Source organism: Pseudomonas sp. YA1, assembly GCF_058680555.1.
In genome coordinates, this window is record NZ_JBZWBG010000034.1 from 1 (window position 1) to 25,848 (window position 25,848).

General features: G+C 66.3%; 19 protein-coding genes and 3 pseudogenes. 8 read left to right on the forward strand and 14 right to left on the reverse strand.

Annotated features, from left to right (window positions below; translation table 11 throughout):
* Positions 1-276 precede the first annotated feature (276 nt).
* From AC4OR5_RS30470 to AC4OR5_RS30485, 4 genes are all read right to left on the reverse strand, one after another.
* A complete protein-coding gene (locus tag AC4OR5_RS30470) occupies positions 277-1,197 on the reverse strand; it encodes a SphA family protein (RefSeq protein ID WP_003089649.1) in 921 nt (306 codons plus the stop codon).
* Between the two features lie 33 nt (positions 1,198-1,230).
* Positions 1,231-2,649: an OprD family porin gene (locus AC4OR5_RS30475; RefSeq protein WP_058160818.1), complete on the reverse strand. Its 1,419-nt coding sequence runs from the start codon at positions 2,647-2,649 to the stop codon at positions 1,231-1,233.
* An 81-nt stretch (positions 2,650-2,730) separates the two neighbouring features.
* On the reverse strand, positions 2,731-3,411 hold the full coding sequence (locus AC4OR5_RS30480; protein ID WP_003111283.1) for a hydrolase: 681 nt from the start codon (positions 3,409-3,411) through the stop codon (positions 2,731-2,733).
* 97 nt (positions 3,412-3,508) lie between these two features.
* Complete coding sequence (locus AC4OR5_RS30485; RefSeq protein WP_003089646.1) at positions 3,509-4,369, reverse strand: pirin family protein; 861 nt, start codon at positions 4,367-4,369, stop codon at positions 3,509-3,511.
* 100 nt (positions 4,370-4,469) lie between these two features.
* Here AC4OR5_RS30485 and AC4OR5_RS30490 point away from each other — a divergent pair, with 100 nt between their 5' ends.
* Positions 4,470-5,408, forward strand: a complete 939-nt coding sequence (locus AC4OR5_RS30490) for a LysR substrate-binding domain-containing protein (RefSeq protein ID WP_023108129.1) — start codon at positions 4,470-4,472, stop codon at positions 5,406-5,408.
* A gap of 3 nt (positions 5,409-5,411) precedes the next feature.
* Here AC4OR5_RS30490 and AC4OR5_RS30495 read toward each other — a convergent pair.
* Positions 5,412-5,510, reverse strand: a pseudogene (locus tag AC4OR5_RS30495) (trehalase family glycosidase); the annotation flags it as partial.
* A gap of 418 nt (positions 5,511-5,928) precedes the next feature.
* On the opposite strand from AC4OR5_RS30495, the gene AC4OR5_RS30500 reads away from it, so the two are divergent.
* The 5 genes from AC4OR5_RS30500 to AC4OR5_RS30520 all read left to right on the forward strand — a co-directional run bounded on the left by AC4OR5_RS30500 (position 5,929) and on the right by AC4OR5_RS30520 (position 10,337).
* Positions 5,929-6,354 carry a DUF2231 domain-containing protein gene (locus AC4OR5_RS30500; protein ID WP_003111287.1) on the forward strand — a complete coding sequence of 142 codons (426 nt, stop codon included), beginning with the start codon at positions 5,929-5,931 and terminating at the stop codon, positions 6,352-6,354.
* On the forward strand, positions 6,347-7,666 hold the full coding sequence (locus tag AC4OR5_RS30505) for a PQQ-dependent sugar dehydrogenase (protein WP_023091741.1): 1,320 nt from the start codon (positions 6,347-6,349) through the stop codon (positions 7,664-7,666). Before AC4OR5_RS30500 ends, AC4OR5_RS30505 begins: the two co-directional genes overlap by 8 nt.
* A gap of 200 nt (positions 7,667-7,866) precedes the next feature.
* Positions 7,867-9,276: an aspartate aminotransferase family protein gene (locus AC4OR5_RS30510; protein WP_009316181.1), complete on the forward strand. Its 1,410-nt coding sequence runs from the start codon at positions 7,867-7,869 to the stop codon at positions 9,274-9,276.
* A gap of 77 nt (positions 9,277-9,353) precedes the next feature.
* The gene (locus AC4OR5_RS30515) at positions 9,354-9,572 is read left to right on the forward strand and encodes an MbtH family protein (protein ID WP_003089636.1); all 219 of its coding nucleotides are present in this window, start codon (positions 9,354-9,356) and stop codon (positions 9,570-9,572) included.
* On the forward strand, positions 9,573-10,337 hold the full coding sequence (locus tag AC4OR5_RS30520) for a thioesterase II family protein (protein ID WP_031686745.1): 765 nt from the start codon (positions 9,573-9,575) through the stop codon (positions 10,335-10,337).
* A gap of 99 nt (positions 10,338-10,436) precedes the next feature.
* Here the strand turns inward: AC4OR5_RS30520 and AC4OR5_RS30525 are convergent, their stop codons facing one another.
* The 9 genes from AC4OR5_RS30525 to AC4OR5_RS30565 all read right to left on the reverse strand — a co-directional run bounded on the left by AC4OR5_RS30525 (position 10,437) and on the right by AC4OR5_RS30565 (position 17,736).
* Complete coding sequence (locus tag AC4OR5_RS30525; protein WP_003120118.1) at positions 10,437-11,354, reverse strand: metal ABC transporter solute-binding protein, Zn/Mn family; 918 nt, start codon at positions 11,352-11,354, stop codon at positions 10,437-10,439.
* The gene (locus AC4OR5_RS30530) at positions 11,351-12,256 is read right to left on the reverse strand and encodes a metal ABC transporter permease (protein ID WP_003106903.1); all 906 of its coding nucleotides are present in this window, start codon (positions 12,254-12,256) and stop codon (positions 11,351-11,353) included. Before AC4OR5_RS30530 ends, AC4OR5_RS30525 begins: the two co-directional genes overlap by 4 nt.
* Positions 12,253-13,008 (reverse strand): metal ABC transporter ATP-binding protein, encoded by a 756-nt coding sequence (locus AC4OR5_RS30535; RefSeq protein ID WP_003106905.1) that lies wholly within the window; start codon positions 13,006-13,008, stop codon positions 12,253-12,255. Before AC4OR5_RS30535 ends, AC4OR5_RS30530 begins: the two co-directional genes overlap by 4 nt.
* Positions 13,005-13,958, reverse strand: a complete 954-nt coding sequence (locus AC4OR5_RS30540) for a metal ABC transporter substrate-binding protein (protein WP_058160819.1) — start codon at positions 13,956-13,958, stop codon at positions 13,005-13,007. The genes AC4OR5_RS30535 and AC4OR5_RS30540 overlap by 4 nt, the downstream gene beginning before the upstream one ends.
* A gap of 32 nt (positions 13,959-13,990) precedes the next feature.
* Positions 13,991-14,551, reverse strand: coding sequence for a DUF6162 family protein (locus AC4OR5_RS30545; protein ID WP_034029362.1), 561 nt, complete (start codon positions 14,549-14,551; stop codon positions 13,991-13,993).
* A complete protein-coding gene (locus tag AC4OR5_RS30550) occupies positions 14,548-14,877 on the reverse strand; it encodes a hypothetical protein (protein ID WP_003089624.1) in 330 nt (109 codons plus the stop codon). Before AC4OR5_RS30550 ends, AC4OR5_RS30545 begins: the two co-directional genes overlap by 4 nt.
* Positions 14,874-15,413 carry a PA2404 family protein gene (locus AC4OR5_RS30555; RefSeq protein WP_003130001.1) on the reverse strand — a complete coding sequence of 180 codons (540 nt, stop codon included), beginning with the start codon at positions 15,411-15,413 and terminating at the stop codon, positions 14,874-14,876. Before AC4OR5_RS30555 ends, AC4OR5_RS30550 begins: the two co-directional genes overlap by 4 nt.
* Positions 15,410-16,612, reverse strand: a complete 1,203-nt coding sequence (locus tag AC4OR5_RS30560; protein ID WP_019726231.1) for a PepSY-associated TM helix domain-containing protein — start codon at positions 16,610-16,612, stop codon at positions 15,410-15,412. The genes AC4OR5_RS30555 and AC4OR5_RS30560 overlap by 4 nt, the downstream gene beginning before the upstream one ends.
* A gap of 170 nt (positions 16,613-16,782) precedes the next feature.
* Positions 16,783-17,736 (reverse strand): siderophore-interacting protein, encoded by a 954-nt coding sequence (locus AC4OR5_RS30565; RefSeq protein WP_019726230.1) that lies wholly within the window; start codon positions 17,734-17,736, stop codon positions 16,783-16,785.
* Positions 17,737-17,880: 144 nt separating this feature from the next.
* Here AC4OR5_RS30565 and AC4OR5_RS30570 point away from each other — a divergent pair.
* Both AC4OR5_RS30570 and AC4OR5_RS30575 read left to right on the forward strand, forming a co-directional pair.
* A pseudogene (locus tag AC4OR5_RS30570) lies at positions 17,881-25,602 on the forward strand (amino acid adenylation domain-containing protein); the annotation flags it as partial.
* A gap of 123 nt (positions 25,603-25,725) precedes the next feature.
* Positions 25,726-25,848 (forward strand): annotated as a pseudogene (locus tag AC4OR5_RS30575) (condensation domain-containing protein); the annotation flags it as partial.

Genomic DNA, 25,848 nt, shown 5'->3' on the forward strand with positions numbered 1-25,848 from the left:
GCCAGATCCAGACCAATGCGACTAAGGTTCATGCTGACTCCCCCTCCGGGACTTGTGGCTGCACCATTAGTCTGGCGCTTGACGCCGTAGGAGGGAGGAGTCCATTTCATTGCCCTACGGACCTGGACGCTTTCCGGTGTTTTCGGGGTGTGTAGGGCGAATAACGCCATGGGCGTTATCCGCCGATGTCGCGGATAAGCGGCGGATAACCGCGAGCGGTTATTCGCCCTACGGACCCGGGGAGGTGTCGGCGTTTCCAGGGCGTTATCCGCCGATTCAGAACGCCAGCAGGTAGCGCAGGGTCAGTTGGTTGCCTTCGCTGCGGTTGCGCGCGCCGCTTTCGGCGTAGAGGTTGGCGAACAGCGTTTGCCTGCCCTGGCTGTACATCACCCCCGGGCCTATGCCGAAGACCTGCTCGCGCGAGTCGGCCTGCCGGTGGTCGTCGATACGGTCGGCGCTGATCTGTTTCAACTGGTAGCCGGCCAGGCCGATCCGCCAGTGCGGGTCCAGCGCGTAGGAGATCGAGAAGTTCGCGTGCAGCGCCTGGCCCGGCTGTACGTCGTTTGCGCCCAGGCGCGGCGAGGGGTCGTCGTTGCGGCTGATCCAGGCGTAGTGCAGGCGGCCGCTGAGTTCCAGGCGCTCGCCCAGTTCCCAGGTGAAGGCGTAGTGCGGGTTGAAGATCCAGGTGTTGCTGCCGGTGTTGATCGCGGCGTCCTTGTCGTAGTCGCCGGTGGGCAGGGAGAAGACGAAGTTCAGGCGCTGCCAGTAGGGGCGGCCGAACAGTGTAGCGGGGCCCCATTGCAGCATCAGCGGACTGACGATCAGGTCGCCCTGGCGGGTGCGCCGGCCGTCCGGGCCGCCGTCGATATCGAGGTCCAGGCGTACCAGCGGCAGCAGCACTTCGGCGCCGTAGTGGGCGCCGAGCAGGGTGTTCTGGCTGAGGTAGGCGAAGTGCGGCAACAGCGTGGTGCCACGAACCCGTTGCCGACCGGGAACCGAATGCCCGCCGGCGTCGCTGGCGTTGTTCGCCCGAACGTATTGCAGGGGCAGTTCGAAGAGCATGCCGGGACGGCTGACGCCGTCCATGAAGCTGGCGTTGCCGAGCGCCAGCGGCGGCAGCGCGACGGCGTCGGCGCGGGCCTCCAGGCAGAGTGCGGCGGAGAGGGCGCCGAAGGTGGGTAGCAGGGCTGCACGCATGAGGGAGTTTCTCTTTTTTCTGGTTCCGTGGGTTCAGAGCAACCTGATCGGGTAGTCGACCACCACCCGGTATTCGTCGGAGCTGGAGTTGCCGCGGGTGTTGCCGGGGGCGGTGTAGCCTTCGCCGGGGCGGTGGGTGGCCCAGCGCAGGGTCACGCTGAGGCCCTTGGCCGGGCCGGCGGGGAAGGCGTAGCGCAGCGACAGGTCGCGCTCCCAGTGCTGGGCGTTCTTGCCATTGGGGTTGTAGAGGTAGCCGTAGCCCGCGCTGTCCGGGTCGACCCGGGTCAGGTCGGCCTGGCCACGGCCGTAGGCGGCGCCGAACTGCCAGTCCGGGGCGGCGAGGAAGGCCAGGCTGGCCTGGTACTGGATCTTCCACGAGCGCTCGCCGGGGCCGTTGAAGTCGGCGTACTGCATGGCGTTGCTTTCGTAGAGGAAGGTCCGGTCGTTCTGCGCGATGAAGTCGAACGGGGTGTCGCCATCGACCTTTTGCAGGCTGAGGCTCAGCGACTGGCCGCCGCCGGCCAGGGTCAGCCCGGTGTTGTAGAGGTCGTTGTCGATCCGGCCGAGCTGGCTGCGGCCCTGGTCGCGGGTCTTGTAGTAATGCAGCCAGGGCGTCAGGGTCAATTGGCTGGAAAGCCGCCACGGCTGGCTGAGGCCGAGGTAGTGCTGGTTCCAGATATCCGCCAGGCGGCCGCTGTAGAGCGTCGCCTGGCTGCCGCCGGGGGCGCTGTAGCTGGCGCCCAGCCAGGCGATGTGCGGGCTTTCGCGATCGGCGGCGATACCGCCCTTGGTGCCGTTGCCGTAGCCGCTGGTGAGATGACTGTGGCCGCTCTGGTTGCGCAGGCGGGTGGCTTCGACGAAGCCGGCGTCCAGTTCGAACGCGCGGAAATGGTAGTTCTTCAGGGTCACGCCACGGTAGCTCTGCGGCACCATGCGACTGACGCCGCTGGCGATCACCGGGTTCTCCAGCAACTGGTCGCCGATCTTCAGCAGGCTGTCCAGGCCGCGCAGCTTGAGGGCCGCGCCGGCGGCGGAGAAGCTGTCGGCGGGGCGACCGGCGGAGTCCAGCGGCAACACGCCGGCGCCGCCGCTGCCGCCACCGCCGTCCAGGCGCAGGCCGTAGAAAGCGTGCGCATCCAGGCCGACCCCTATCGGCGTGTCGGTATAGCCGGAGCGGAACGACAGCATCAGGCCCTGGGCCCATTCGCGCTGGTCGCGGCGGGACGGGGTGTCGTGGTTGTCGCGGGCGAAATAGTAGTTGCGGATGAAACCGTTCAGCGTCGAGCCTTCGACGAAGCCCGGCGGCACCTTCATTTCGGCTTTCTGCCGCTGGTTCAGGTCGGTGCTGATGTTGTCGCGATGGCCCAGGGAGTCGTCGGCGAGGGTCGAGCCCGGACCTATGGCAAGGGCAAGGCAGAGCGTAGCCCCGCGCTTCATGGAGGAATCAGGCATGGGTCCGGTCCGTAGTCGTTGCTGTCCACCAGGCTCCTGCTCGGCAAAAGAAGGGGCGTGCAGCCCCTTCCTTCCCATGGATCACTTGCGCTGCGAATCCAGTTGCTCGTGGTTGTTGACCACGGCCTGGGCCTTGGCGTAGCTCTCGATCAGCAGTTGGTAGTGCGGGAAGACCGCGCTGTAGGCCTCGGCGAACTGCACGGCGTCGTCGCGGTTCCAGGTGCGCTGGATTTCCGAGCAGACCGCGGCGGTGTCCATCGGCACCACGCCGGCCTGGACCACCCGTGCCAGGGTGATTTCCTGGGCCATCTTGGAGTAGGTGCCGGAGGCGTCGATCACCGCGAACACCTGGTAGCCGTCGTGTACCGCGGCGATGCTGGGGAAGGCCATGCACACGCTGGTGATGGTGCCGGCGATGATCAGTTGCTTCTTGCCGGTGGCCTTCACCGCGGCGACGAATTCCGGGTTGTCCCAGGCATTGATCTCACCCTTGCGCGCGACGTACTGGGCGTGCGGCGCGGCCTCGTGGATCTCCGGGATCAGAGGGCCGTTGGGGCCCTGCGGTACCGAGGCGGTGGTGATCACCGGGATCTTCGCCAGGGTGGCGACCTTGGCCAGGGTGGTGGCGTTGGCGCGCAGTTCGGTCATCGGCATGTCCTTGACCGTCTGGAACAGGCCGCTCTGGTGGTCGATCAGCAACATGGCGGCGTTGGCCGGATCGATCTTCGGGGTCTGGCCGTTGAAGTTGGCGGGAGCGCTCATTTCCATTTCCTCTTGCAGGGTGGTCGTCCGTGAATTTCGGGCAAAGCCCGGCCGGGCCCGCGCTTCCTGCGCGGGCCATGTCGTAGGGGGGCGGACTTCAGTGGGCGCGGATGAAGCGCCCGTTCTCGAAGTCCTCGATGGCCTGGTCGATTTCCTCGCGGCTGCTCATCACGAAGGGGCCATAGCCGATGATCGGCTCGTCCAGCGGCTCGCCGCTGAGGACCAGCAACTGCACGTCGTTGTTGGCTTCCAGTTCCAGCCGCGGGTCGTCGCGGTCGAGCAGGGCGACCTGGGCTTCGCGAACGATCTCGTCGCCGACCGCGAGGGTGCCGCGCAGGACCACCACGGCGCAGGTATGTCCCTTGGGCAGGTCGAGGGCGAGGTGCTTGCCGGCCTTCAGTTGCACGTCCCAGACCGCCAGTGGCGAGTGGGTCAGCGCCGGCCCCTGGTGGCGCCCGTAGCGTCCGGCGATCACCCGCAGTTCGCCGGCCCTGTCGGGCAGGCCGACGCGGGGAATGTCGGCATCCAGCAGGGTCTGGTAGCGCGGCGGGTTCATCTTGTCGCTGGAGGGCAGGTTGACCCATAGCTGGACCATTTCCAGCGTTCCACCTGTGCTACGGAAGCGTTCCGAGTGGTACTCCTCGTGGAGGATCCCGGAGGCCGCCGTCATCCACTGCACATCCCCCGGCCCGATGCGTCCGCCGGCGCCGGTGGAGTCGTGGTGCTCGACCTCGCCCTGGTAGACGATGGTCACCGTCTCGAAGCCGCGATGAGGATGCTGGCCTACGCCGCGGCGCTGCTGTGCGGGGGGGAAATCAGCAGGCCCGGCGTAGTCCAGCAAGAGGAACGGGCTGATATGCTGGCCCAGTGTGTTGTAGGAAAAGAGCGAACGAACGGGGAATCCGTCGCCCACCCAGTGGCGGTTGGCGTTGCCGTAGATTCCCAGGACCTTTTTCACGTCGGTGCTCCTCGATTGAGTCGATGGAGCGATACGCTAGTTCCCGGGAGTGGGAACCGGTAGTCCGCAAATCAAGTCTCAGAGTCTCGCAGGTGGAACGATGAGTGGTGAGCTGGTGTTCGATCTGAACGCGCTTTTCATCTATGCCAAGGTGGTCGAGCACGGTGGTTTCGCCCCCGCCGGGCGGGTGCTGGGAATTCCCAAGTCGACCATCAGCCGCAAGGTCGCGCAGCTCGAGGCACGCCTGGGCGTGCGCCTGGTGCAGCGCTCGACGCGGCAATTCCAGGTGACCGAGATCGGCCAGGCCTATTACCGTCATTGCGTGGCGATGACGGTGGAAGCGGAGGCCGCCGAGGACGTCATCGAACAGAACCGCTCGGAGCCGTGCGGAATGGTCCGCCTGACCTGCTCGACGCCGTTGCTGCACTTCGAACTGGCGCCGATGCTGGCGCGCTTCATGGCGCAGTACCCGAACGTCGAGCTGTACGTGAAGACCTTCAATCGCCGGGTCGACGTGATCGCCGAAGGTTACGACGTCTCGCTGTCGCTGCGTTTCCCGCCGCTGGAGGACAGCGACCTGGTGATGAAGGTGCTGGCGCGCAGCCCGCAGGTGCTGGTAGCCAGCCCGGAGCTGCTGGCCCGCTACCGCCCGCCGGAGCTGCCGGCCGACCTGTCGGCGATGCCCTACGTCGGCTGGGAGCGTTCGCGCCTGGACGGCAGCCTGCGGCTGGTCGGCGCGGATGGCAGCAGCGCCGCCCTCAACCTGCGCCCGCAACTGCTCAGCGACGACCTCGGCACCTTGCGCCAGGCGGTGCTGGAGGGCGTCGGGATCGGCGGCCTGCCGCTCTGCGTGGTCAGTCGCGACCTGGCCGAGCGCCGGCTGGTGCGGGTGCTGCCGGAGTGGACGCCGGTGGAGGGCATGGTGGTGGCGGTGTTCCCCTCGCGGCGCGGGCTGTTGCCTTCGGTCCGCGCGCTGATCGACTTTCTCGCCGCTGGCTTCGCCGACACCGCGCAGCGCCAGTACCTGGCGCCGGGCTGAGGCTCAGCGGCCGGCGCCCGGGCCGTAGAGTCGGAGCAGTTGCAGGGTGACGCCGTTGGATCAGCCGAAGCCGTCCTGCAGCGGGTACTCGCCACCGCCGCCCTGGAGGAGCAGGACCCAGGCCGCGAGCAAGGCGCGGGGCAGGGCGGTTCGATCAGGCATCGGCTGTCTCCTCTTCGGCAAACGCCGGGCGCGGATCGGTCGCCGGCGGGGTGCGCCTGGGGCGGCGCGGCAACCCGGCGGGAGGGCCGGGAAGGGCGCTACCCCTGTTTCGGTGAGTCGCGGCGCACGAAGTTCCATCGGAAGGATCGCCAGCGTACCTATCGCTTCCGACAGGTCCTTGCGGATGAACTCCAGCGCTTCGTGCAGGTCCGTCGCAGAAGGGGCGCGAGCCCCCCAGTCGCCGTTTCGCCGTGCCGTTCCCCGCTGCCCGCGCCTTGCGCAGGGCCTCGGCGGTTCGAATCTCCTGCCCGTCCCTTCACGTCGGGAAGCCTGCGTTTCCCGAGAGGAGTGTTTCGCAATGGCCACCGCACTACGCTTCAGACCCCTGGACGCCTTCTACAACGTCCTCAACCCGGTTCCCTTCGGTTTCTTCGTCGCCGCCCTGGTCTTCGACGCCACCTATTTCGCCACGGCGGAGGTGATGTGGGGCAAGAGCGCGGCCTGGCTGATCAGTCTCGGCCTGCTGTTCGCCATCCTGCCCTGCGTCGTCGACCTGTGCCGCGTATGGCTGCTGCGGCGCGCGGCGGTGGTTGCGGCGGCCAGGGTTTCCTCCTTGCTGAAGTTCGCCGGCATCGTCCTGGCCATCTTCAATGCCTTCGTGCACAGCCGCGACGCCTATGCGGTGATGCCGGCCGGGCTATGGCTGTCGATCGCGACGGTGCTGCTGCTGGCGCTGGGAGAGGCGCTCCTGGCGGTATCCGCGGAGGAGGTGGCGCATGGCTAGCCTCCACTCGCTGCGCCCCGTCGCGCTTGCCCTCGGCCTGGTCCTGGCCGGCTGCAACCAGGGGTCGCAGAACGATCCGCAGCAGCAGACCGGCGCCAATCCGGCGCTTCCGGAACCGAAGCACTTCCTTCTGCCGCCGATGAAGGTACCGGAAGGCGTGGGCTGGTCGGGAGAGGCCAAACCGACGGTGGCCCAGGGCCTGAAGATCGAGAAGATCGCCGATGGCCTGCAACACCCTCGCCAGTTGCTGGTCTTGCCCAACGGCGATGTGCTGGTGGTGGAGGCCAACTCGCCCGGCACCGCGCCGGTGACCACGCCGAAGCAACTCATCGCGGGGATGGTCAAGGGGAAGTCCGGCAAGGCCGGCAAGGGCGGCAACCGCATCACCCTGCTGCGCCGAGCCGGCGCCGGAGGCCAGTGGCAGAAGTACGTGTTCCTGGAAGGGCTGGACTCGCCGTTCGGCGTGCAGCGGGTGGGGGATTACCTGTATGTCGCCAATACCGGGAACATCATGCGCTACCGCTACGTGCCGGGTGAAACCCGGGTCGCCGACCCGGGGATGGAGTTCACCGACCTGCCGGACACCATCAACCACCACTGGACCAAGGCGCTGCTCGCCAGTCCCGACGGGCGCAAGCTCTACGTGGGCGTCGGTTCGAACAGCAACATCACCGAGAACGGCGCGGCGATCGAATACCGTCGCGCGGCGATTCTCGAGGTGGACGTCGCCAGCCGCGGCAGCCGCATCTACGCCTCCGGCCTGCGCAACCCGACCGGCCTGCAGTGGGAACCGGTCTCCGGCAAGCTGTGGACCATCGTCAACGAGCGCGACGAGATCGGCAACGACCTGGTCCCGGACTACCTGACCTCGGTACGGGAGGGCGGCTTCTACGGCTGGCCCTACAGCTACTTCGGCCAGCACCTGGATTCGCGGGTGAAGCCGCAGCGTCCCGACCTGGTGGCGAAGGCCATCGTCCCCGACTACGCGCTGGGTTCCCACGTGGCCGCGCTGGGCCTGTTCTTCTACACCGGCAACGAGTTGCCCGAGCGCTATCGCAACGGCGCCTTCGTCAGCGAGCACGGCAGTTGGAACCGCTCGCCGGTCAGCGGCTTCCAGGTGGTCCATGTGCCGTTCGCCGACGGCAAGCCCGCCGGTGCGCCGCAGCCGGTGGTGACCGGGTTCGTCTCCGCGGACGAGAAGCAGTTGTTCGGCGCGCCGGTGGGGTTGGCGCAGGCGGCCGACGGCGCGTTGCTGATCGCCGACGACGTCGGCAACGCGATCTGGCGGGTGAGCGCCGCGGGCGCCGACTAGCGGCCCGCTCGACGGTGTCCGGGCCGGAGCTGGCGGTCCGGGCACGGTGCTGCGGCCCGGCGATTGGCTGCGCTGGCCCGGACGCAGTAAATCCGTGCGGCCCTCCTGCGTCTCCTGTGCATCCGATCCGCGAATGTCGCCTCTGGCGGCAGGATCGCTCGTTGCCAGTGGAACATCACCACGCCTTGAGGGTTGAAGACATGCACGTCGCCACCAGCGTCATCGAAGACCAGCCGCTCCGCGCCACCCCGGCGGAGGGCGAAACGCTCTACGAATTCTCCCAGTCGCCCTTGCTGGAACGGCAAAGCCGCCAGGAGTCCAACGCGCGCAGCTATCCGCGGCGGATTCCGCTGGCATTGAAGAAGGCCAGGGGGCTGCTGGTGGAGGACGTCGAGGGGCGGACCTTCATCGATTGCCTGGCCGGCGCCGGCACCCTGGCGCTGGGGCACAACCATCCGGTGGTGATCGAGGCGATCCGCCAGGTTCTGGCCGACGAGCTGCCGCTGCACACCCTCGACCTGACCACCCCGGTGAAGGACCAGTTCGTCCAGGACCTGTTCGGCCTGCTGCCGCCGGCGCTGGCCGCCGAGGCGAAGATCCAGTTCTGCGGCCCGACCGGCACCGACGCGGTGGAAGCCGCGCTGAAACTGGTACGCACCGCCACCGGGCGCAGCACCATCCTGTCGTTCCAGGGCGGCTACCACGGCATGAGCCAGGGCGCGCTGGGGCTGATGGGCAATCTCGGACCGAAGAAGCCGTTGGGCGCGGTGCTCAGCACGGGCGTGCAGTTCCTGCCGTATCCCTACGATTACCGTTGCCCGTTCGGTCTCGGCGGCGAGGCGGGGGTCAAGGCGAACCTGCACTACCTGGAGAACCTGCTGAACGATCCGGAAGGCGGCGTGCAGTTGCCGGCGGCGGTGATCGTCGAGGTGGTCCAGGGCGAGGGCGGCGTGGTCCCGGCCGATCTCGACTGGCTGCGCGGCTTGCGGCGGATCACCGAGCAGGCCGGGGTGGCGCTGATCGTCGACGAGATCCAGAGCGGCTTCGCCCGTACCGGCAGGATGTTCGCCTTCGAGCACGCCGGCATCGTCCCCGACGTGGTGGTGCTGTCCAAGGCCATCGGCGGCAGCCTGCCGCTGGCGGTGGTGGTCTACCGCGAATGGCTGGACAAATGGCAGCCCGGCGCCCACGCCGGCACCTTCCGCGGCAACCAGATGGCCATGGCCGCCGGTTCGGCGGTGATGCGCTACCTGAAGGAACACGACCTGGCGGCCCACGCGGCGGCCATGGGCGAGCGCCTGGCCGAGCACCTGCGCATCCTCCAGCGCGACTATCCGCAACTGGGCGATATCCGCGGTCGGGGGCTGATGCTCGGGGTCGAGATCGTCGACCCGCAGGGCGAGGCGGATGCCCTCGGTCATCCGCCGACCGACGGCGCCCTGGCCTCGCGGGTCCAGCGCGAGTGCCTGAGGCGCGGCCTGATTCTCGAACTGGGCGGCCGCCACGGCAGCGTGGTGCGCTTCCTGCCGCCGCTGATCATCGGCGCCGAACAGATCGACGAGGTGGCCCGGCGTTTCACCCGCGCCCTCGGCGCGGCGCTGGCCGGCTAATTTTCCCGCCGGGCTTTTCGTTATCCAACGCAAGGGCCGTGCTGCGCGCGGCCGTTCGATCCCATCAGGAGCAAGCAATGACTTCAGTGTTCGACCGTGACGACATCCAGTTCCAGGTAGTGGTCAACCATGAGGAGCAGTATTCCATCTGGCCGGAATACAAGGAGATTCCCCAGGGCTGGCGGGCGGCCGGCAAGAGCGGGCTGAAGAAGGACTGCCTGGCCTACATCGAGGAAGTCTGGACCGACATGCGCCCGCTGAGCCTGCGCCAGCACATGGACAAGGCGGCCGGCTGAGTGGGCGGTACGCCCGTACGGCTGTTCTGCCTGCCGTATTCCGGCGCCAGCGCCATGACCTACAGCCGCTGGCGGCGCAAGCTGCCGGCCTGGCTGGCGGTGCGTCCGGTGGAGTTGCCGGGGCGCGGGGCGCGGATGGCCGAACCGTTGCAGACCGACCTGGCGAGCCTGGCGCAGCAACTGGCGCGCGAGCTGCACGACGAGGTCCGCCAGGGCCCCTACGCGATGCTCGGGCACAGCCTCGGCGCCTTGCTCGCCTGCGAGGTGCTGTATGCCTTGCGCGAGCTGGGTTGCCCGACGCCGCTGGGGTTCTTCGCCTGCGGCACCGCGGCGCCGTCGCGACGCGCCGAGTATGACCGCGGTTTCGCCGAGCCGAAGAGCGACGTCGAGCTGATCGCCGACCTGCGCGACCTGCAAGGTACGCCGGAAGAGGTGCTGGGCAACCGCGAGCTGATGAGCCTGACCCTGCCGATCCTGCGCGCCGATTTCTTGCTCTGCGGCAGCTATCGTCACCAGCGGCGCCCGCCGCTGGCCTGTCCGATCCGAACGCTTGGCGGCAGGGAGGACAAGGCCAGCGAGGAACAGTTGCTGGCCTGGGCCGAGGAAACCCGCAGCGGTTTCGAACTGGAGCTGTTCGACGGCGGGCACTTCTTCATCCATCAGCGCGAGGCCGAGGTGCTGGCGGTCGTCGAGCGCCAGGTCGAGGCCTGGCGCGCGGGGCAGGGCGCCGCGGCGTTGGCGGTGGAGTCGGCGGCGATCTGCTGATGCCCGCGAGGGCGCCATAGGCCCTGCGGCGGGTCCGATGTCGACGAAAAAAAGGCCGGTGAGCAGCGCTCCCCGGCCTTTTTCGTTACGAGGCGCGGCTCAGCCTTTACCGGCCAGCAGCCCTTCGACTATCGCTTTCATGTCGCTTTCCAGGCCGGCCACCGGGTCCGCCGCCTCGGTGTCCACCACTACCAGGCGTGCGCCGCTGGCGGCGATGGCATCGGCGAGGGGCTTGGGTGGCTGGCGATGGTGCAGGACCAGGGCGATGTCCTCGCTCTTCAGCTCCTCGGCGAAAGCCTGGATATTGGTCTCGGTCCAGCCGTCGTCGGCCTGGATCTCCACGTCCAGCGGGTCCAGGTTGAGCCCGGCGAGCAGGTAGCCGAGGCGTTCGGAGAGGCTGATCACGCTGAGGTTGTCGGCCTTCGCCAGGCGAGTCTCGTTGCTGGCGGTCGCTTCCAGCAATTGCTTCTTCAGCGTCGCCAGGTTGGCCTGGATGGTCGCTGCGGCGCCGGGCGCCAGGCGTTCCAGGTCGCTGGCGAGGACATCGGCCATGCGCCCCAGGTTGGTCGGGTTGAGCCAGGGGTAGGCATGCAGGTCGCTGCCGGGGCGCAGGGCGATGCCGGGCAGGGCGCCGTCCACCGGACGCGCGGCGTCGATCTCGACGATACGGATATTGCTACGGCGGGCCAGCGGGTAGAGCGGGTCGTCGCTCCAGATCGAGCGCAGGTCGATCACCGCGTCGGCCTGCCCGGCGGCCTTGGCCAGGCCGCCGGCGCCGCGCCCGGCGAAGAACGAGGCCTGGCGGCTGGCCGGCAGGTTGGCCGGGGCGACCCGTTGCAGCTTGACCTCGGTGTCCCGCAGCAGGCGTTCGGCGAGGGCGTGGGTGACCGGCAGGCTGGCCAGTACCGTGACTGGCGCGGACTGGGCCGCGGCCGGCGTCGCGGCGAGGGCCGGGAGCGGGCCGGCGAGTCCGGCGCAAGCCAGGGCCAGGGCGAGGCAATGGGGTTTCAGGTTCATCCGGGGGTTCCTTTCAGGTGCGGCAGGCAGCCGCGAGCGATGGCGGCGAGGCCGAAGGCCAGGCCGGCGACCAGGATGATCGCGGCGCCGGAGGGAATCGGCAGGTCGAACATGATCGGCAACAGGATACCGGCCAGCGTGCTGACGGTGGCGATCAGCACCGCCAGCCAGAAGAACCCTTTCAGCGACTGGCTGACCAGGCGCGCCGCTGCCGCCGGGATCACCAGCAGGGCTCCGACCAGGATCGCGCCGATCACTTTCACCGCGGCGACGGTGACCAGGGTCACCAGGGCCACGAACAGGTAGTCCAGGCTCTTCACCGCGACCCCGCGCACCGCCGCCAGTTGCGGGTTGAAGCTGGCCAGCATGATGCGGTTGTACAGCGGCAGGGCCAGGCACGGCACCAGCACGGCGACCGCCGCCAGCACCGCGAGGTCATGGCCGTTCACGGTCAGCACCGAGCCGAACAGCACGTTCTCGAGGATATGCACGTTGATCTTGCCCGCCAGCACCAGCAACAGGCTGGCGCCGAGCGCCAGGGACACCGAGAGGAACACCCCGATCAGGGTGTCCGGTGCCAGGCCGGTACGGTTGCGCAGGTAGTTGAGCAGGACGCCGAACAGCAGGCAGTAGCCGAACAGGCTGCCGTAGGGCCCGGTGTAGGGCTCGCCGAGGAGGATGCCGATGGCCACGCCGGTGAGCGCGGCGTGGCCGACCGCCTCGGAGAAGAAGGCGAAGCGCTTGACCACCACCAGGGTGCCGAGGCCGCCGAGCACCGGGCCGATCAGCAGGCCGGCGAGGAGCGCGTTGACGACGAAGCCGTAGGCCAGGGTCTCCGGCAGGTAGCCGGCGGCGGCCCAGGCTTGGACGGCCTGGCGCAGTTGTTCGTAGGCGTCGTTCATCGGCTGGCCTCCGCGTTCTTCCGGGGCTGGGTGGAGAACAGCGTGAGCAGGCGTTCCGGGGTCAGGCTGCTGGCCGCCGGACCGTCGAACAGCAGGTGGCGGTTGAGACCGCTGACCCGGTCGGCGAGGCGGCCGACGGCCTCCAGGTCGTGCTCGATCCAGAGCACGGTGACGCCGGCCTGGCGCCAGTCCAGCAGCAGCCGCTCGAAGACCTGGATGCCGCCCTCGTCGAGGGCCGACATCGGTTCGTCCAGCACCAGCAGTTGCGGCGGCGGTACCAGGCCCTGGGCCAGCAGCACGCGCTGGCGCTCGCCGCCGGAGAGGGCGCCCATGCGCCGACCGCGCTTGGCCAGCATGCCGACCCGTTCCAGGGCCGCGTCGATCGCCGGGCGCCGGCTGCGCGACAGGCCGAGGAAGGCCGGACGGCGCTGGCACATGGCGGCCATGAAATCGTCGACGGTGAGCGGCAGGCCGCGGTCGAACTCCAGCGCCTGCGGCACGTAGCCGATGCAGCCGGGCGCGCCGGGCCACTCCAGGCGCAGCTCGCCGCGATGCGGCATCTGCCCGAGCAGGGTCTTGACCAGCGAACTCTTGCCGCCGCCGTTCGGTCCGACCAGCGCGTGCACGCTACCGGCCTCGACGCGCAGGCGCACGCCATCGAGGATGCGGCTGCCGCCGAGACTCAGGTCGATCCCGGCGAACTCGATGGCCGGCCCGCAAGGCGTGGCGCAAAGCCGTTCGGCCACGGTCATGCGCCGGACTCCTGGATGGCGCGGACCACGGTGTCGAGGTTGCGCGCCATTTCTTCCTCGTACTTGCCGGCGCTGTAATCGCCATAGGAAATGTGCGACAGCGAATAGAGCTTCACCCCGGACTCGCGCTGGATGGTCTCGACGTAGGTGGAGGGGAAGTCGATCTCGGAGAAGATCACCTTCACGTCCAGCGCCTTGAGCTGGTCGATGGTCTTCTTCAACTGGCTCGGACTCGGCTCGATGCCGTGGGCCGGCTCGACCACGGCGGTGACTTCCAGGCCGAATTCGCGCAGCAGGTAGTCGTAGGCGCCGTGGATGGTGGCGACGCGGAAGTCGGCGGCCGGGGCCTTGTTCAGCTGCGCCAGGGCGTCGGCGCGCAGGGCCCGCAGGCGCTTGGCGTAGGCCCGGGCGTTGCGGGTGTAGGCCTTGGCGTTGGCCGGGTCGAGCTTGCCCAGTTCGCGGGCGATGGTGTTGACCTGGGTGATCGAGGCGCTGATGGACAGGAAGGTGTGCGGGTTGACCACCTTGCCGGCGCCGCGCGCGGCCATGCCGGTGGCGGCCAGCAGCGGCACCTTGGCGTTGGCCTCGATCACCGGGATGCCGGGCTTTTCGCTGGCGGCGATCATGCGCTCGGCGAAATCGTCGTGGCCGACGCCGTTGAGCACCACCACGTCGAGCGTGCCGATGCGCTTGATGTCCTCGGCGCGCGGCTCGTAGGCATGCGGGTTGAAACCGGCGGGGATCAGCGGCACCACCTCGGCCTTGTCGCCGACGATGTTGCTCACGTAGCTGTAGTAGGGGTGCAGGGTGATGCCGATGCGCAGGCGCTTGCCGTCTTCGGCCTGGGCCAGCGGGGCGAGCAGGGCCAGCAGCAGGGCGGCCAGCAGGGCGCGGCCCGGGAGGAGGGCGGCGAGGCCGCGCGGACGGGATGAGCGACGGGAGAACAGCATGGAAAAACGCCTTCTGTGGAGTCGATGTGCGATCAATGGCGGTACTGACGGGTCACGCCGGCGTCGAAGCGGCTGACCACCTGGCGCCAGCCGGCGTCGGCCAGGGCGCGGGCGTCGCCCGGTACGGCGCCGGCAGCGGCCGCGGCGGGCTTCAGCCAGACTTCGGCGGGGTCGAGCAGCAGGAGGAACGAGCCGGCCACCTCGGGCTTGCCGCTGACGCCCAGGTAGCTCGGACGCCCGGCGGTTTCGCCGTGGCTCCAGCGGTGCTCGCCGCGGCTGCTCGCGGCGACGTCGGCGACGAAGGGCGGGAAGCCCTCGGCGGCCAGTTCGTCGACGGAGGGCGCGGCTTCGCCGTCGTCCAGGCGCGCCTGGATGTCTTCGGCGGCGACCTGCAGGTCGGCATAGATGCCCTGTTCGGCGGCATTCAGGTCGAGCCGGGCGTCCACCTGGTGGGCGTCCAGGGCTTGCGCTTCATGGGACTGCTGGCGCAGCCCGACCACCGTGGCGGCGAGGGCCAGGATCAGCACGCTGCCGAGCAGTACGTAGAGGGTCTCGTGGCCGGCGCCGGCCGGGCGGACGGTTTCGACGCTCATGGCGCGGCGATGTCGGCGTGGTCGATTTCCACCACGTGGCCGGGGCCGGCGTCGAACAGCACGTAGAACTCGCCGTCGGGACGCTTGAAGGTCAGGGTCGAGTCGGCGCCGAGCTTGCCGGGAACCAGGATCTGCTCGTCGTAGCCGATCACGTCGAGGGTTACGCCGGGGGCGCCGCTGCCGTCGGAGAAGCCGCCCTTGCAGCGGATCTCGCCGGCCTGCACTTCCTCGCATTCGCAGATCGGGTTGTGCGCCAGGGCCGCGCCGCTCAGACCGAGCAACAGGGCGGCCAGGGGCAGGCGCCAGGGGCGGGTGTGGATGCTCATTGCTTACCTCGTTTGTTCAGCCAGGCCACGGTGGCGGGGGATGCCTCGGCCAGGGGAATGGAAGCCTGGTGCATGGAGCCGTCCCAGCCTTCCATGGTGATCCACAGCTCGGCGTCGGGCCGGGTGCGCGGCGGGATCGGCACGCTGGTGCCCATGCGGTAGGGGCTGCCGAAGAAGATCACCCCGGCGGCACGCAGGCTGCGCGGCTTGCCGATGCGCAGGTAGGTCGCCTTGACCTGGGGAATGCAGGCCTGGCAGAGGGCGGCATTGAAGTCCTTCATGAAGCCGGCGGGGCCTTCGTCGTGCGGCGGTTCGATACGCATTTCCGCCAGGCGCAGGCTCCAGGGGCCGACCTGGATCTCGCCCGCCTCGCGTTCGCCGAGGCCGCTGGTACCGCGGAACAGTGCGACGTCGGCGAAATAACGCGGCATGAAACCGAGCGGGATCAGGATCAGCAGAACGTTCAGGTGGAAACGCCAGCGCAGCCAGAGCTGGCGCAGCGGCGAAACGGGCTGGGCAACGGCGGCCTTGCTCATGGCTGTCCCTCCGCGGTCTGGTTGGCCATTACCGGCGCCGGCTTGGCCGGTTTCGGCTGGCGCGCCGGGCGCTTGCCGCGCTTGACCAGCGCGGCGGTGGCCTGTGCGGTGCGCTTGCTCCAGATCAGCAGGCCGCTGAGCACCATCATGCTCAGCAGCAGGCCGAAGACGAACCAGATCAGCTTGACCCAGATACCGCCGAAATCGCCGGTGTGCAGGGGACGCATGGATTCGGTGACGAACTCCAGCGGGGTGCGGTCGCCGAGCAGGCGCTTGGCTTCGATCTTGCCCGTATAGGGGTTGATCGCCGCCGATTGGTACATGAGGGGGTACCAGCCGCGGCCTTCCACGTAGATCGGGCTGTAGGCGTTGCCTGGCAGGGACACGCTTGCGGCGTCCAGGCTGGGAATGCCTTCGGTGGCGATCCGCACCGCTTCGTCGAGGCTGATCCGGGGCGCCGTGTGGCCGGTGGGTACTTCGTTGCGGGCGATGACCGGCGGTACGCCTTCGCTGGAAAGGGTGATGTGATTGTCGGCGAGAATCGCCTGGATCAGGAACCAGGTGCCCGTGATGGAAATGATGGCGATGAACCAGATCGACCAGATACCGCTCAGGCGATGGAAGTCGCCCCAGAAGATGCGGGCGCCCTGGCTGATGCGCAGGCGTGGCTTGAAGAACCCTTTCCAGAATCGTTTGTAGACCACCAGGCCGGTGACCAGCGAGGCCAGCATCGGCAGGCCGAGCAACGAAACCAGGTACCAGCCCCAACTGTAGCCATTGTTGAACGGAACCAGCCACCAGCCGTGCAAGGCACGGGTGAACTGGCGGAAATCGAAGTTCGGGCTCTTGCCCTGGATCGTTCCGGTATAGGGGTTGACGTAGAGGCTGGCGCGGGAGCCGTCCGGGTAGCTGACCCGGGCGCTGAGGGCAAAATGCTCTTCGTCGGGGAAGTTCAGCGATTCCACGCGGATCGCCGGTTGTGCCTGGTTTATCGCTTCCAGCAACTGGTCGTGGCTGAGGGGGCGGGCGTCGTCGCTGGGCTTGCCGGCACGGATTTCCGGATTGGCGAGCCATACGATCTCCTGGCTGACCACTGCCAGGGTGCCGGTGACGCAGACGATCAGGACGAAGAACCAGATGGGCAGGGCCAGCCAGCTGTGGACGAGGAACCAGAGTCTGGAGCGGGACTTTTTCGACATGAGGCTAACGGTAGGCTTTGGGGACCACGCGTGCGGTCCATGGGTTGCAGGGCGCTGCTCGCGCTCTGTTCATCTCTATAGGACGTATGAGCCGGAGAGAACCTGAACCTGTATATGAAAGCAAATGTTTCGCAATCGTTTCCGCGTCTGGGGGAGCCGTTTGTGGCCGTTCAGGTCGATGCCTTGCCCTGGCGCCAGTAACCCATGAAGCTTGCAGTGCGGCGATCCAGACCCAACTCCCCGATCCAGTGGCGGCGAATAGCCATCACTGCTGCCGATTCACCGGCAACCCAGGCATAGAACTCTCCGTTCGTTGGCTTGGCCAGCTCCCAGAGTACCTGCCTGTCGATATCCACTTCGCTGACGCGCTGTGGCTTGCCGGCTTCCGGTAGAGTGGCCAGTTCGCTTGCTGCGCGGAGCATTTCCTGGCCGTGCTCGTGTTTCGCCACGTCGCGTGCCAGCCAGTTGAGTTGGGTTTCCGGCGCACACCGTAGGTCCAGTCGGTCCGATTCCCGGGGAATCTCGATGAAGGCCTGCACCGTCGGCCGCTGGTCGCGGTCGGCGAGTTCCTCGAGTATTCCTGCGATGGCTGGCAGGGCGGTTTCATCGCCAATCAGCAGGATATGGCGGATATCCTTCGGCGGACGCCATTCGTAGCCCCCAGGATCGCCGGAATACTCTCCATCTGGCGCCGACATTACCAGGCGCTCGCCGGGACGAGCGTGAGCGGCCCAGCGGGAGGCGGGACCGGTCTCACCATGCAGGACGAAGTCAATGTCCACTTCTCCGGCTTCGCGGCGCAGGGCGCGGATGGTATAGGTGCGCATGGGCGGGCGGCGGCGCGCCTCGAGGCTGCGCACCTGTCTGCGCCAGTCGCCCGTGGCTGGAAGTTGCGGCAGGCTGCGGTCGGCGGCGGGAAACAGCAGCTTTACTCGCTGATCGGGCGCCAGCGTGCGCACCCGAGCGATTTCCGGGCCGCCGAAGGTGAAACGAACCAGCGATGGGCTGAGGGGGCTCCGTCGCTTCAATACCAAGTCGAACAGACGATAGCTGGGGACCTTGGCTAGGCCGGCGCGAAGGGTCAGGTCGCGAAGGTTCCGCGCCAGTGTTTCGGCAAGGCTCATGGTGTTTTCCCTATGGTTGGGTTCTCGAAGTGGAACGCCTGCCGGACGGGAATATTTAGCCGGACGAGGCTTGGTGGTGCGCTAATTTTCCCTGCGGACCATCCGTTCAAGTTGAATCAGCGCCCCTCGTACGGATGATTAGAGATGAATGCCGAAATCGCCTTGAAACTCGCCCGCCGTTTCATCGAGCTGCCACAGGACAAGCGTCCCCTGTTTCTCGATGGCCTGCGCGAGGAAGGGGTGGAGTTTTCCCTGCTTCCCATTCCCGATGGCGTCGTCAGCGAGGATCGCGACGAGCTTTCCTATGCCCAGCGGCGCATGTGGTTCCTCTGGCAGCTCGACCCTCAGGGTGCGGCCTATAACCTGCCGATGGCGGTCCGCCTCAGCGGCCCGCTGGGTCGTGCGGCTTTCGAGGCAGCCTTCGCCAGTCTGGTCCAGCGCCATGAAACGCTGCGCACCGTATTTCCCCAGCGTGCCGACGGCACCCCGCGCCAGGCTGCGCTGGAACGTCCGGTGCCGATTGACTTCGAGGACCTATCCCTCTTGCCTGAGGCCGAGCGGGAAACCTGCTTGCGCGAAACTGCCCAGGCCGAATCGCTGCGGCCTTTCGACTTGTGCGAGGGGCCGCTTCTGCGCGTGCGCCTGATCCGTCTGGGCGAGGAGCAGCATGTATTGCTGCTGACCCTGCATCATATCGTGTCCGACGGTTGGTCGATGAACGTGCTGATCGAGGAGTTCAGTCGTTTCTACAAGGCTTGCATGGATAACAGCGAAGCCGGACTTCCACCCCTCCCTATCCAGTATTCCGACTATGCGTTGTGGCAGCGCAGCTGGATGGAAGCGGGGGAGCAGGAACGGCAGCTTGCCTACTGGCGCGAGCGGCTTGGCGATCAGCACCCGCTTTTGGAGTTGCCCACCGATCATCCGCGTCCGGCACAGGCCAGCTACCGTGGAACGCGCTACGAATTCGAAATCGATCCGGCGCTGGTGCAAGCGCTGCGTGCCAGTGCCCGCAGCCAGGGGCTGACGTTGTTCATGCTGTTGCTTGGCGGGTTCAACATTCTTTTGCAGCGTTATAGCGGGCAGTCTGACCTGAGGGTCGGCGTGCCTATCGCCAACCGTAACCGCGCCGAAGTGGAGGGATTGATCGGCCTGTTCGTCAATACCCAGGTTTTGCGCTCGGTGGTGGAAGGCCAGGCCACGGTCGCATCGTTGCTGGCTTCTCTGAAAGACAGCGTGCTCGGTGCCCAGGCTCATCAGGAGCTGCCTTTCGAGCGTCTGGTCGAGGCCTTCAAGATCGAGCGCAGCCTGAGCCACAGTCCGCTGTTCCAGGTGATGTACAACCATCAGCCTCAAGTAGCCGATATCGGCTCGCTGGATGATGTGGCCGCCCTGCGTTTCGCTCCTCTCGACTGGAAAAGCCGCACGACCCAGTTCGATCTGAGTCTGGATACCTACGAGAAGGGCGGGCGTTTGCATGCTGCGCTGACCTATGCCACCGATTTGTTCGAAGCCGAGACCATCGAGCGCATGGCGAGGCATTGGCAGAACCTGCTGCGGGCGATGCTCGTCGCTCCCGCTGCGCGCATCGATACGTTGCCGATGCTGGAGGCCGACGAACGTCGGCAGATGCTGGAGACCTGGAACGCCACGGCAGCGAACTATCCATTGGAAACCTGCGTCCATCGACTGTTCGAGCATCAGGTGCAGCGTTCACCGGAGGCGCCGGCGCTGGTGTTCGGTGAACAGCGCCTCAGTTATGGCGAGCTGAACCGCCGCGCCAATCGTCTGGCGCATGCCCTGATAGCGCGGGGTGTCGGGGCGGAATCGTTGATAGGCGTTGCGATGGAGCGCTCTGTGGAACTGGTGATCGCCCTGATGGGAATTCTCAAGGCCGGCGGCGCCTACGTGCCGTTGGATCCTGAGTATCCGCAGGAGCGTCTTTCCTACATGCTGGAGGACAGTGGTGTCCGGCTGTTGCTGACCCAGGCGCATCTGCTGGATGGCCTGCCGGTGTCGGCGGAGGTGCAGCCGCTGATGCTGGCGGCCGACAGCGAGTGGCTGGAGGGCTTCGATGCGTCCGATCCGGAGGTGGCCGTCACCGGAGAGAATCTCGCCTACGTGATCTACACCTCTGGCTCGACCGGACGACCCAAGGGCGCCGGCAACCGACATTCGGCGCTGACCAACCGGCTTTGCTGGATGCAGGATGCCTACCAACTGGATGGTAGCGATGCGGTAATGCAGAAGACGCCGTTCAGTTTCGACGTATCCGTATGGGAGTTCTTCTGGCCCCTCATGGTCGGCGCACGCCTGGTACTGGCTCAGCCAGGCGATCATCGCGATCCTTCACGGTTGATGGATCTGATCGGTCGGGAGAGCATCAGTACGTTGCACTTTGTGCCGTCCATGCTACAGGCCTTCCTGCAGGCGCCTGGGGTTTCCGCTTGCACCAGCCTCAAGCGGATTGTCTGTAGTGGCGAGGCTCTGCCGGTGGATGCGCAGCAAAGGGTGCTCGCCGAATTGCCTGGAGTACGCCTGTACAACCTCTACGGCCCGACCGAGGCGGCTATCGACGTGACCCATTGGGACTGTCGGGAGGAGGGGCGCGATACGGTTCCTATCGGACGTCCGATCGCCAATCTGCGTTGCTACGTTCTCGACGATGCCCTGGAGCCGGTGCCAGTGGGGGCGCTGGGTGAGCTGTACCTGGCTGGCGCCGGCCTTGCGCGGGGCTACCATCTTCGCCCCGCGTTGAGCGCCGAACGCTTCCTCGCCGATCCGTTCGCCACGGGCGAGCGCATGTATCGTACGGGAGACCTCGCACGTTATCGAGCGGATGGCGTCATCGAATATGCCGGACGTATCGATCATCAGGTCAAGCTGCGTGGATTGCGCATCGAGCTGGGTGAGATCGAGACGCGCCTGCTGGAGCACCACGCTGTTCGCGAGGCGGCTGTGCTGGTGGTGGATGGCAAGCAACTGGTCGGCTATGTGACGCTGGCTGCCGAGCCCGACGAATGGCGCGAGATGCTCTCTGCCCATCTGGCTGAGAGCCTGCCGGAATACATGGTGCCGATGCAGTGGGTCGCTCTGGAGCGCATGCCGCTGAGCCCCAACGGTAAATTGGATCGCAAGGCGCTGCCCAGGCCTGATGCGACCCTTGGGCAGGTGGTTTACAGCATGCCGCGCAGTCCGGCGGAACGCTGTCTGGCGGAAATCTGGGAAGCGCTGCTGGGCATCGAGCGGGTAGGGCTTGACGATAATTTCTTCGCCCTCGGTGGAGACTCGATCGTCTCTATCCAGATGGTCGGTCGGGCCCGTCAGGCCGGTTTCGGGTTGAGTCCGAGAGACCTGTTCCAACACCAGACCATCCGTGGGTTGGCGCAGGTGGCGGTGCCTTGCGACAGCGCGGTAATTCAGGCACCGGTAGGCGGGGAGGTGGCCTTGACACCAGTCCAGCACTGGTTCTTCGGGTTGGACATCCCGAATCGCAGGCACTGGAACCAATCGTTGCTTTTGAAGGCTCGCGAGTCTGTCGATGGCGAACGTCTGGAGCAGGCCTTGCTCGCTCTGATTCGCCAGCATGATGCCTTGCGCCTGCGCTTCCATGAGGAAGAAGGGTGCTGGCGGCAGGAATATTCCGGTGAGGTTGAAAGCCCGCTCTGGCGGCGCCAGGTCGCTTCGGTCGAAGAACTCTCCGCGTTGTGCGAGGAAGCCCAGCGTAGCCTTGATCTGAGCACCGGTCCTCTGCTGCGCGCTCTTCTGGTCGAGCTTCCCGAAGGTGAGCAGCGGCTCTTGCTGGTGATTCATCACCTGGTCGTGGACGGTGTGTCCTGGCGGATTCTGCTGGAAGACTTGCAGCAGTTCTACCAGAGCTCTGACTCGCCTGCGGTATTGCGCACACACTCCTACCAGGCCTGGAGCGCACATTTGCGTGAAGTGGCAGGGAAGCGGCATGACGAACTGGCGTTCTGGCAGACACACCTGGATGGCGCGCCAGCCGACCTGCCTTGCCAGAATCCTCATGCTCCTTTGGAGAACCGCCACGCCCGCAAGCTGGCCCTGACCCTCGATGCCGAGGCTACCCGACGTCTGCTCCAGGAGGCCCCGGCAGCCTATCGCACCCAGGTCAACGACTTGCTGCTGACCGCCCTGGCACGTGTGGTTTGTAACTGGAGCGGTCACGAAAGCCTGCTTTTGCAACTGGAGGGACACGGGCGCGAGGAATTGGGGGGCGAGCTGGATCTGAGCCGCACCGTTGGTTGGTTCACCAGTCTCTATCCGGTGCACCTGCATCCGGCTGTCGAGCCTGGCGCCGCGATCAAGAGCGTCAAGGAACAGCTGCGTTCGATTCCCGACCGAGGGATCGGCTATGGCCTGTTGCGCTATCTGGCAGACCCTGCTTGCGGTGAAGTTCTGGCTCGGTCGCCGCAACCACGCATAACCTTCAATTATCTCGGCCAGTTCGACCATCAGTTCGCCGACGAGGCCCTGTGGGTGCCAGCCGCGGAGCGTTCCGGCAGTGCACAGGACGAACGTGCGCCGCTTGCAAACTGGCTCTCTGTCGAAGGGCAGGTCTATCAGGGGCAACTCGGCCTGACTTGGACCTTCAGCCCCGATATGTTCTCCGACGAGACGGTGCAGGAGCTCGTCGACGCCTTCGCAGCCGATTTGAACGGATTGATCGAGCATTGTTGCGATCCTGCTTCCGGAGGAGTGACGCCGTCCGACTTCCCTCTTGCCGGATTGGATCAGGCGCAACTCGATGCGCTGTCCCTGCCTTATGGGGAAATCGAAGACATCTATCCACTGACTCCGATGCAGGAAGGTTTGCTGCTGCACACCCTGATGGAGCCGAACTCTGGCATCTATTTCATGCAGGATCGCTATGTCATCGACAGCGACATCGATATGCCGCGCTTCGAGGCAGCCTGGCGCGAGGTGGCCCGACGACACGATGCATTGCGCGCATCCTTCCATGTCGACGACTCCGGACAGATGCGGCAGATCATCCATCGCGAAGCGAAGCTCAAGGTGTTCTTCGACGATTGGAGCGGTCGTCCCGAAGAGGAGCACGAAGAAGCTCTCGCCGAGTTGTTGGCCGAAGATCGCCGGCGTGGCTTCGATCTCCTGAGGACGCCGCCGTTCTTCCTGCGGGTGATCCGCAGGGCTCCCGGACGTCACTGGTTCGTGCTGAGCAACCACCACATTCTGATCGATGCCTGGTGTCGTTCGCTGCTGTTGCAGGATTTCTTCCTTCTTTACAGTCGCAAACAGGTGTTGCCGCCGGCGCCGCGCTACCGCGATTTCATCGAGTGGCTGCAGACCCAGGGCGAACGTGCCGCGCTGGAGGCTTGGCGTAAGGAGCTGGAAGGCTTCGAGCAGCCGACTCCGTTACCGTTCGACCGACCAGTACACCGGCAGGGCGGGACCTCCATCATTGGCGACCGCTACGCCAACCTGGCGCCGGAACAAGGGCGTCGCTTGCGCGAACTGGCCCAACAGCATCATCTCACCGTCAATACCCTGGCCCAGGCGGCTTGGGCGCTCGTGCTGCGTCGCTACAGCGGCCTGCACGACGTACTGTTCGGTGTTACCGTCGCCGGGCGGCCGGTCAGTCGACCGGAAATGCAGAATACCGTCGGGCTGTTCATCAACAGTATCGCCCTGCGGGTCCGCCTGCCCGGTGGCGACTCGCGGCTGACGGTTCGCGAATGGCTGCAGGGCCTGTTCCAGCAGAATCTCGAGTTGCGTGAACACGAGCATCTGTCGCTGGTGCAGATCCAGGCGTGCAGCGCCCTGGAAAAGGGCCAGCGAATGTTCGACAGCCTGTTCGTCTACGAGAATGCTCCAGTGGAAAGCAAGCTGTTTTCCAGCGCCGAGGAGCTTCAGGCGCGCTCCGACACGGCGCGTACACACACCAACTATCCGTTGACCGTGGTGGTGTATCCGGGGGATGACCTGGGACTGCATCTGTCGTACGACGAGCGCTACTTCGACGAGGAGACAGTCGACCGTCTGCTGACCGACTTCAAGCGCCTGCTACTGGCGATCGGTGATGGCTTCCACGACGCTTTCACCGAGCTGCCGCTGGTGCCGGAAGAAGAGTACGCAGCGCTGTTGCCCCGCCCCGCGGGGCGCCGCGCCTATCCTTTCGATGAAGGCTATGTACGTCTGTTCGAGGCGCAGGTGGATCGTCTGGGCGAGCGAGTAGCCGCGACCTGCCGCGACCGCGCCTGGTCCTACCGCCAGCTCGACGCAGAGGCCAACCGAGTTGCCTGGGGCCTGCTCGAGGCCGGTGTAGAACGCGATCGCGCGGTGGCCTTGCTGGCCGATCGTGGGTTGGAACTGATGGCGATGATGATCGGCACCTTCAAGGCGGGAGCAGCCTATCTGCCGCTCGATCCATCCTTGCCGCGGAGCCGGCTGGTAAATCTGCTGAAACTTGGAGGTGTGCCTGCCCTGGTCGTTGGCGAGGGCCACCAGGCCCTGGCTCGCGAGTTGCTCGAGGAATTGCCGGAGGAATCGCGGCCGGCGCTTCTCGACTGGGCCGCCCAGCAGGGGCAAGGCAAGTGCGAACAACGGCCAGGCATTGTCGCGCCGACCAATGGCCTTGCCTATGTGATCTATACCTCCGGCTCCACTGGCCATCCCAAGGGGGTGATGGTGGAACAGGCAGGCATGCTCAACAATCAGTTGAGCAAGGTGCCGTTGCTGGCTCTGGACGAGAACGACGTAATCGCCCAGACCGCTTCGCAGAGTTTCGATATCTCGGTCTGGCAGTTCCTCGCGGCACCGCTCTTCGGTGCGCAGGTGGACATCCTGCCGAACGATATTGCCCACGATCCGCTGGCACTCTCGCGGCGCGTCCGCGAGCATGGCATCACTGTGCTGGAACTGGTGCCCTCGCTGATTCAGGAGGTGCTCGATGATCCCCAGGAAACCTTGCCTGGATTGCGCTGGATGCTCTCCACCGGCGAAGCCCTCTCCCCCGAATTGGCTCGCCGCTGGCTGACGCGTTATCCGCAGGTAGGGTTGATGAATGCCTATGGGCCGGCCGAATGCTCGGACGACGTCTCTTTCTTCCGGGTAGACACGCAAAGCACTGGCGGCACCTATCTGCCTATTGGCCAGGCCACCGACAACAACCACCTCCAGGTCCTGGACGACGATCTGCTACCGGTCCCGCTGGGCGGCATCGGTGAACTGTATGTCTCCGGCACCGGCGTAGGCCGTGGCTATCTTGCTGACCCCGGTCGTACCGCGCTCGCTTTCCTGCCCGACCCCTACGCTCAGGTACCCGGCAGTCGGATCTACCGGACCGGCGATCTGGCCTGTCGAGGCAAGGGTGATCAACTGGAATATGTCGGTCGTATCGACCATCAGGTGAAGGTGCGTGGTTTCCGCATCGAATTGGGTGAGATCGAGTCGAGGCTTCTCGAGTTGCCGATCGTCCGCGAAGCGGTTGTCCTGGCTCAGGATGGGCCGACCGGAAAATCCCTCGCTGCCTACCTGGTACCTGCGGAATCCGATACGCCATTGGTGGCCTTGCGCGACGAATGCCGGGCGGCCCTGAAAGGGCAACTGCCGGAATACATGCTGCCGAGCCTGTGGAGGTCTCTCGATAGTCTGCCCCTGAACCCGAACGGGAAAATCGATCGCAAGGCGTTACCTCCAATCGAGGACAGCCAGGATCAGTCCCATTTCGTCGCACCGCACGAAGGGCTGGAAAGGAGTCTCGCGGAAATCTGGGCCGAGGTGCTCAAGGTGGAGCGGGTCGGTCGCGACGACAACTTCTTCGAGCTCGGTGGCCATTCCCTGCTGGTGACTCAGGTGCTTTCCCGCATCCGTCGTCGGTTGGGTCTGGAGCTTCCTCTGGCAGCGCTGTTCGAACATGCCAATCTCGCCGATTTCGCCGCCTATGCGAAATCAGCAGGTGGCACTCTGCAAACGCCCCTGCGGCGCATGGATCGGGGGGCTGCATCTCCCGTGTCGTATGCCCAGCAACGCCAGTGGTTCCTCTGGCAACTGGAGCCCGACAGCGCGGCCTACCATATCCCGGCGGCCCTGCGCCTGCGTGGCGAACTGGATGTCGAGGCCTTGAAGCGC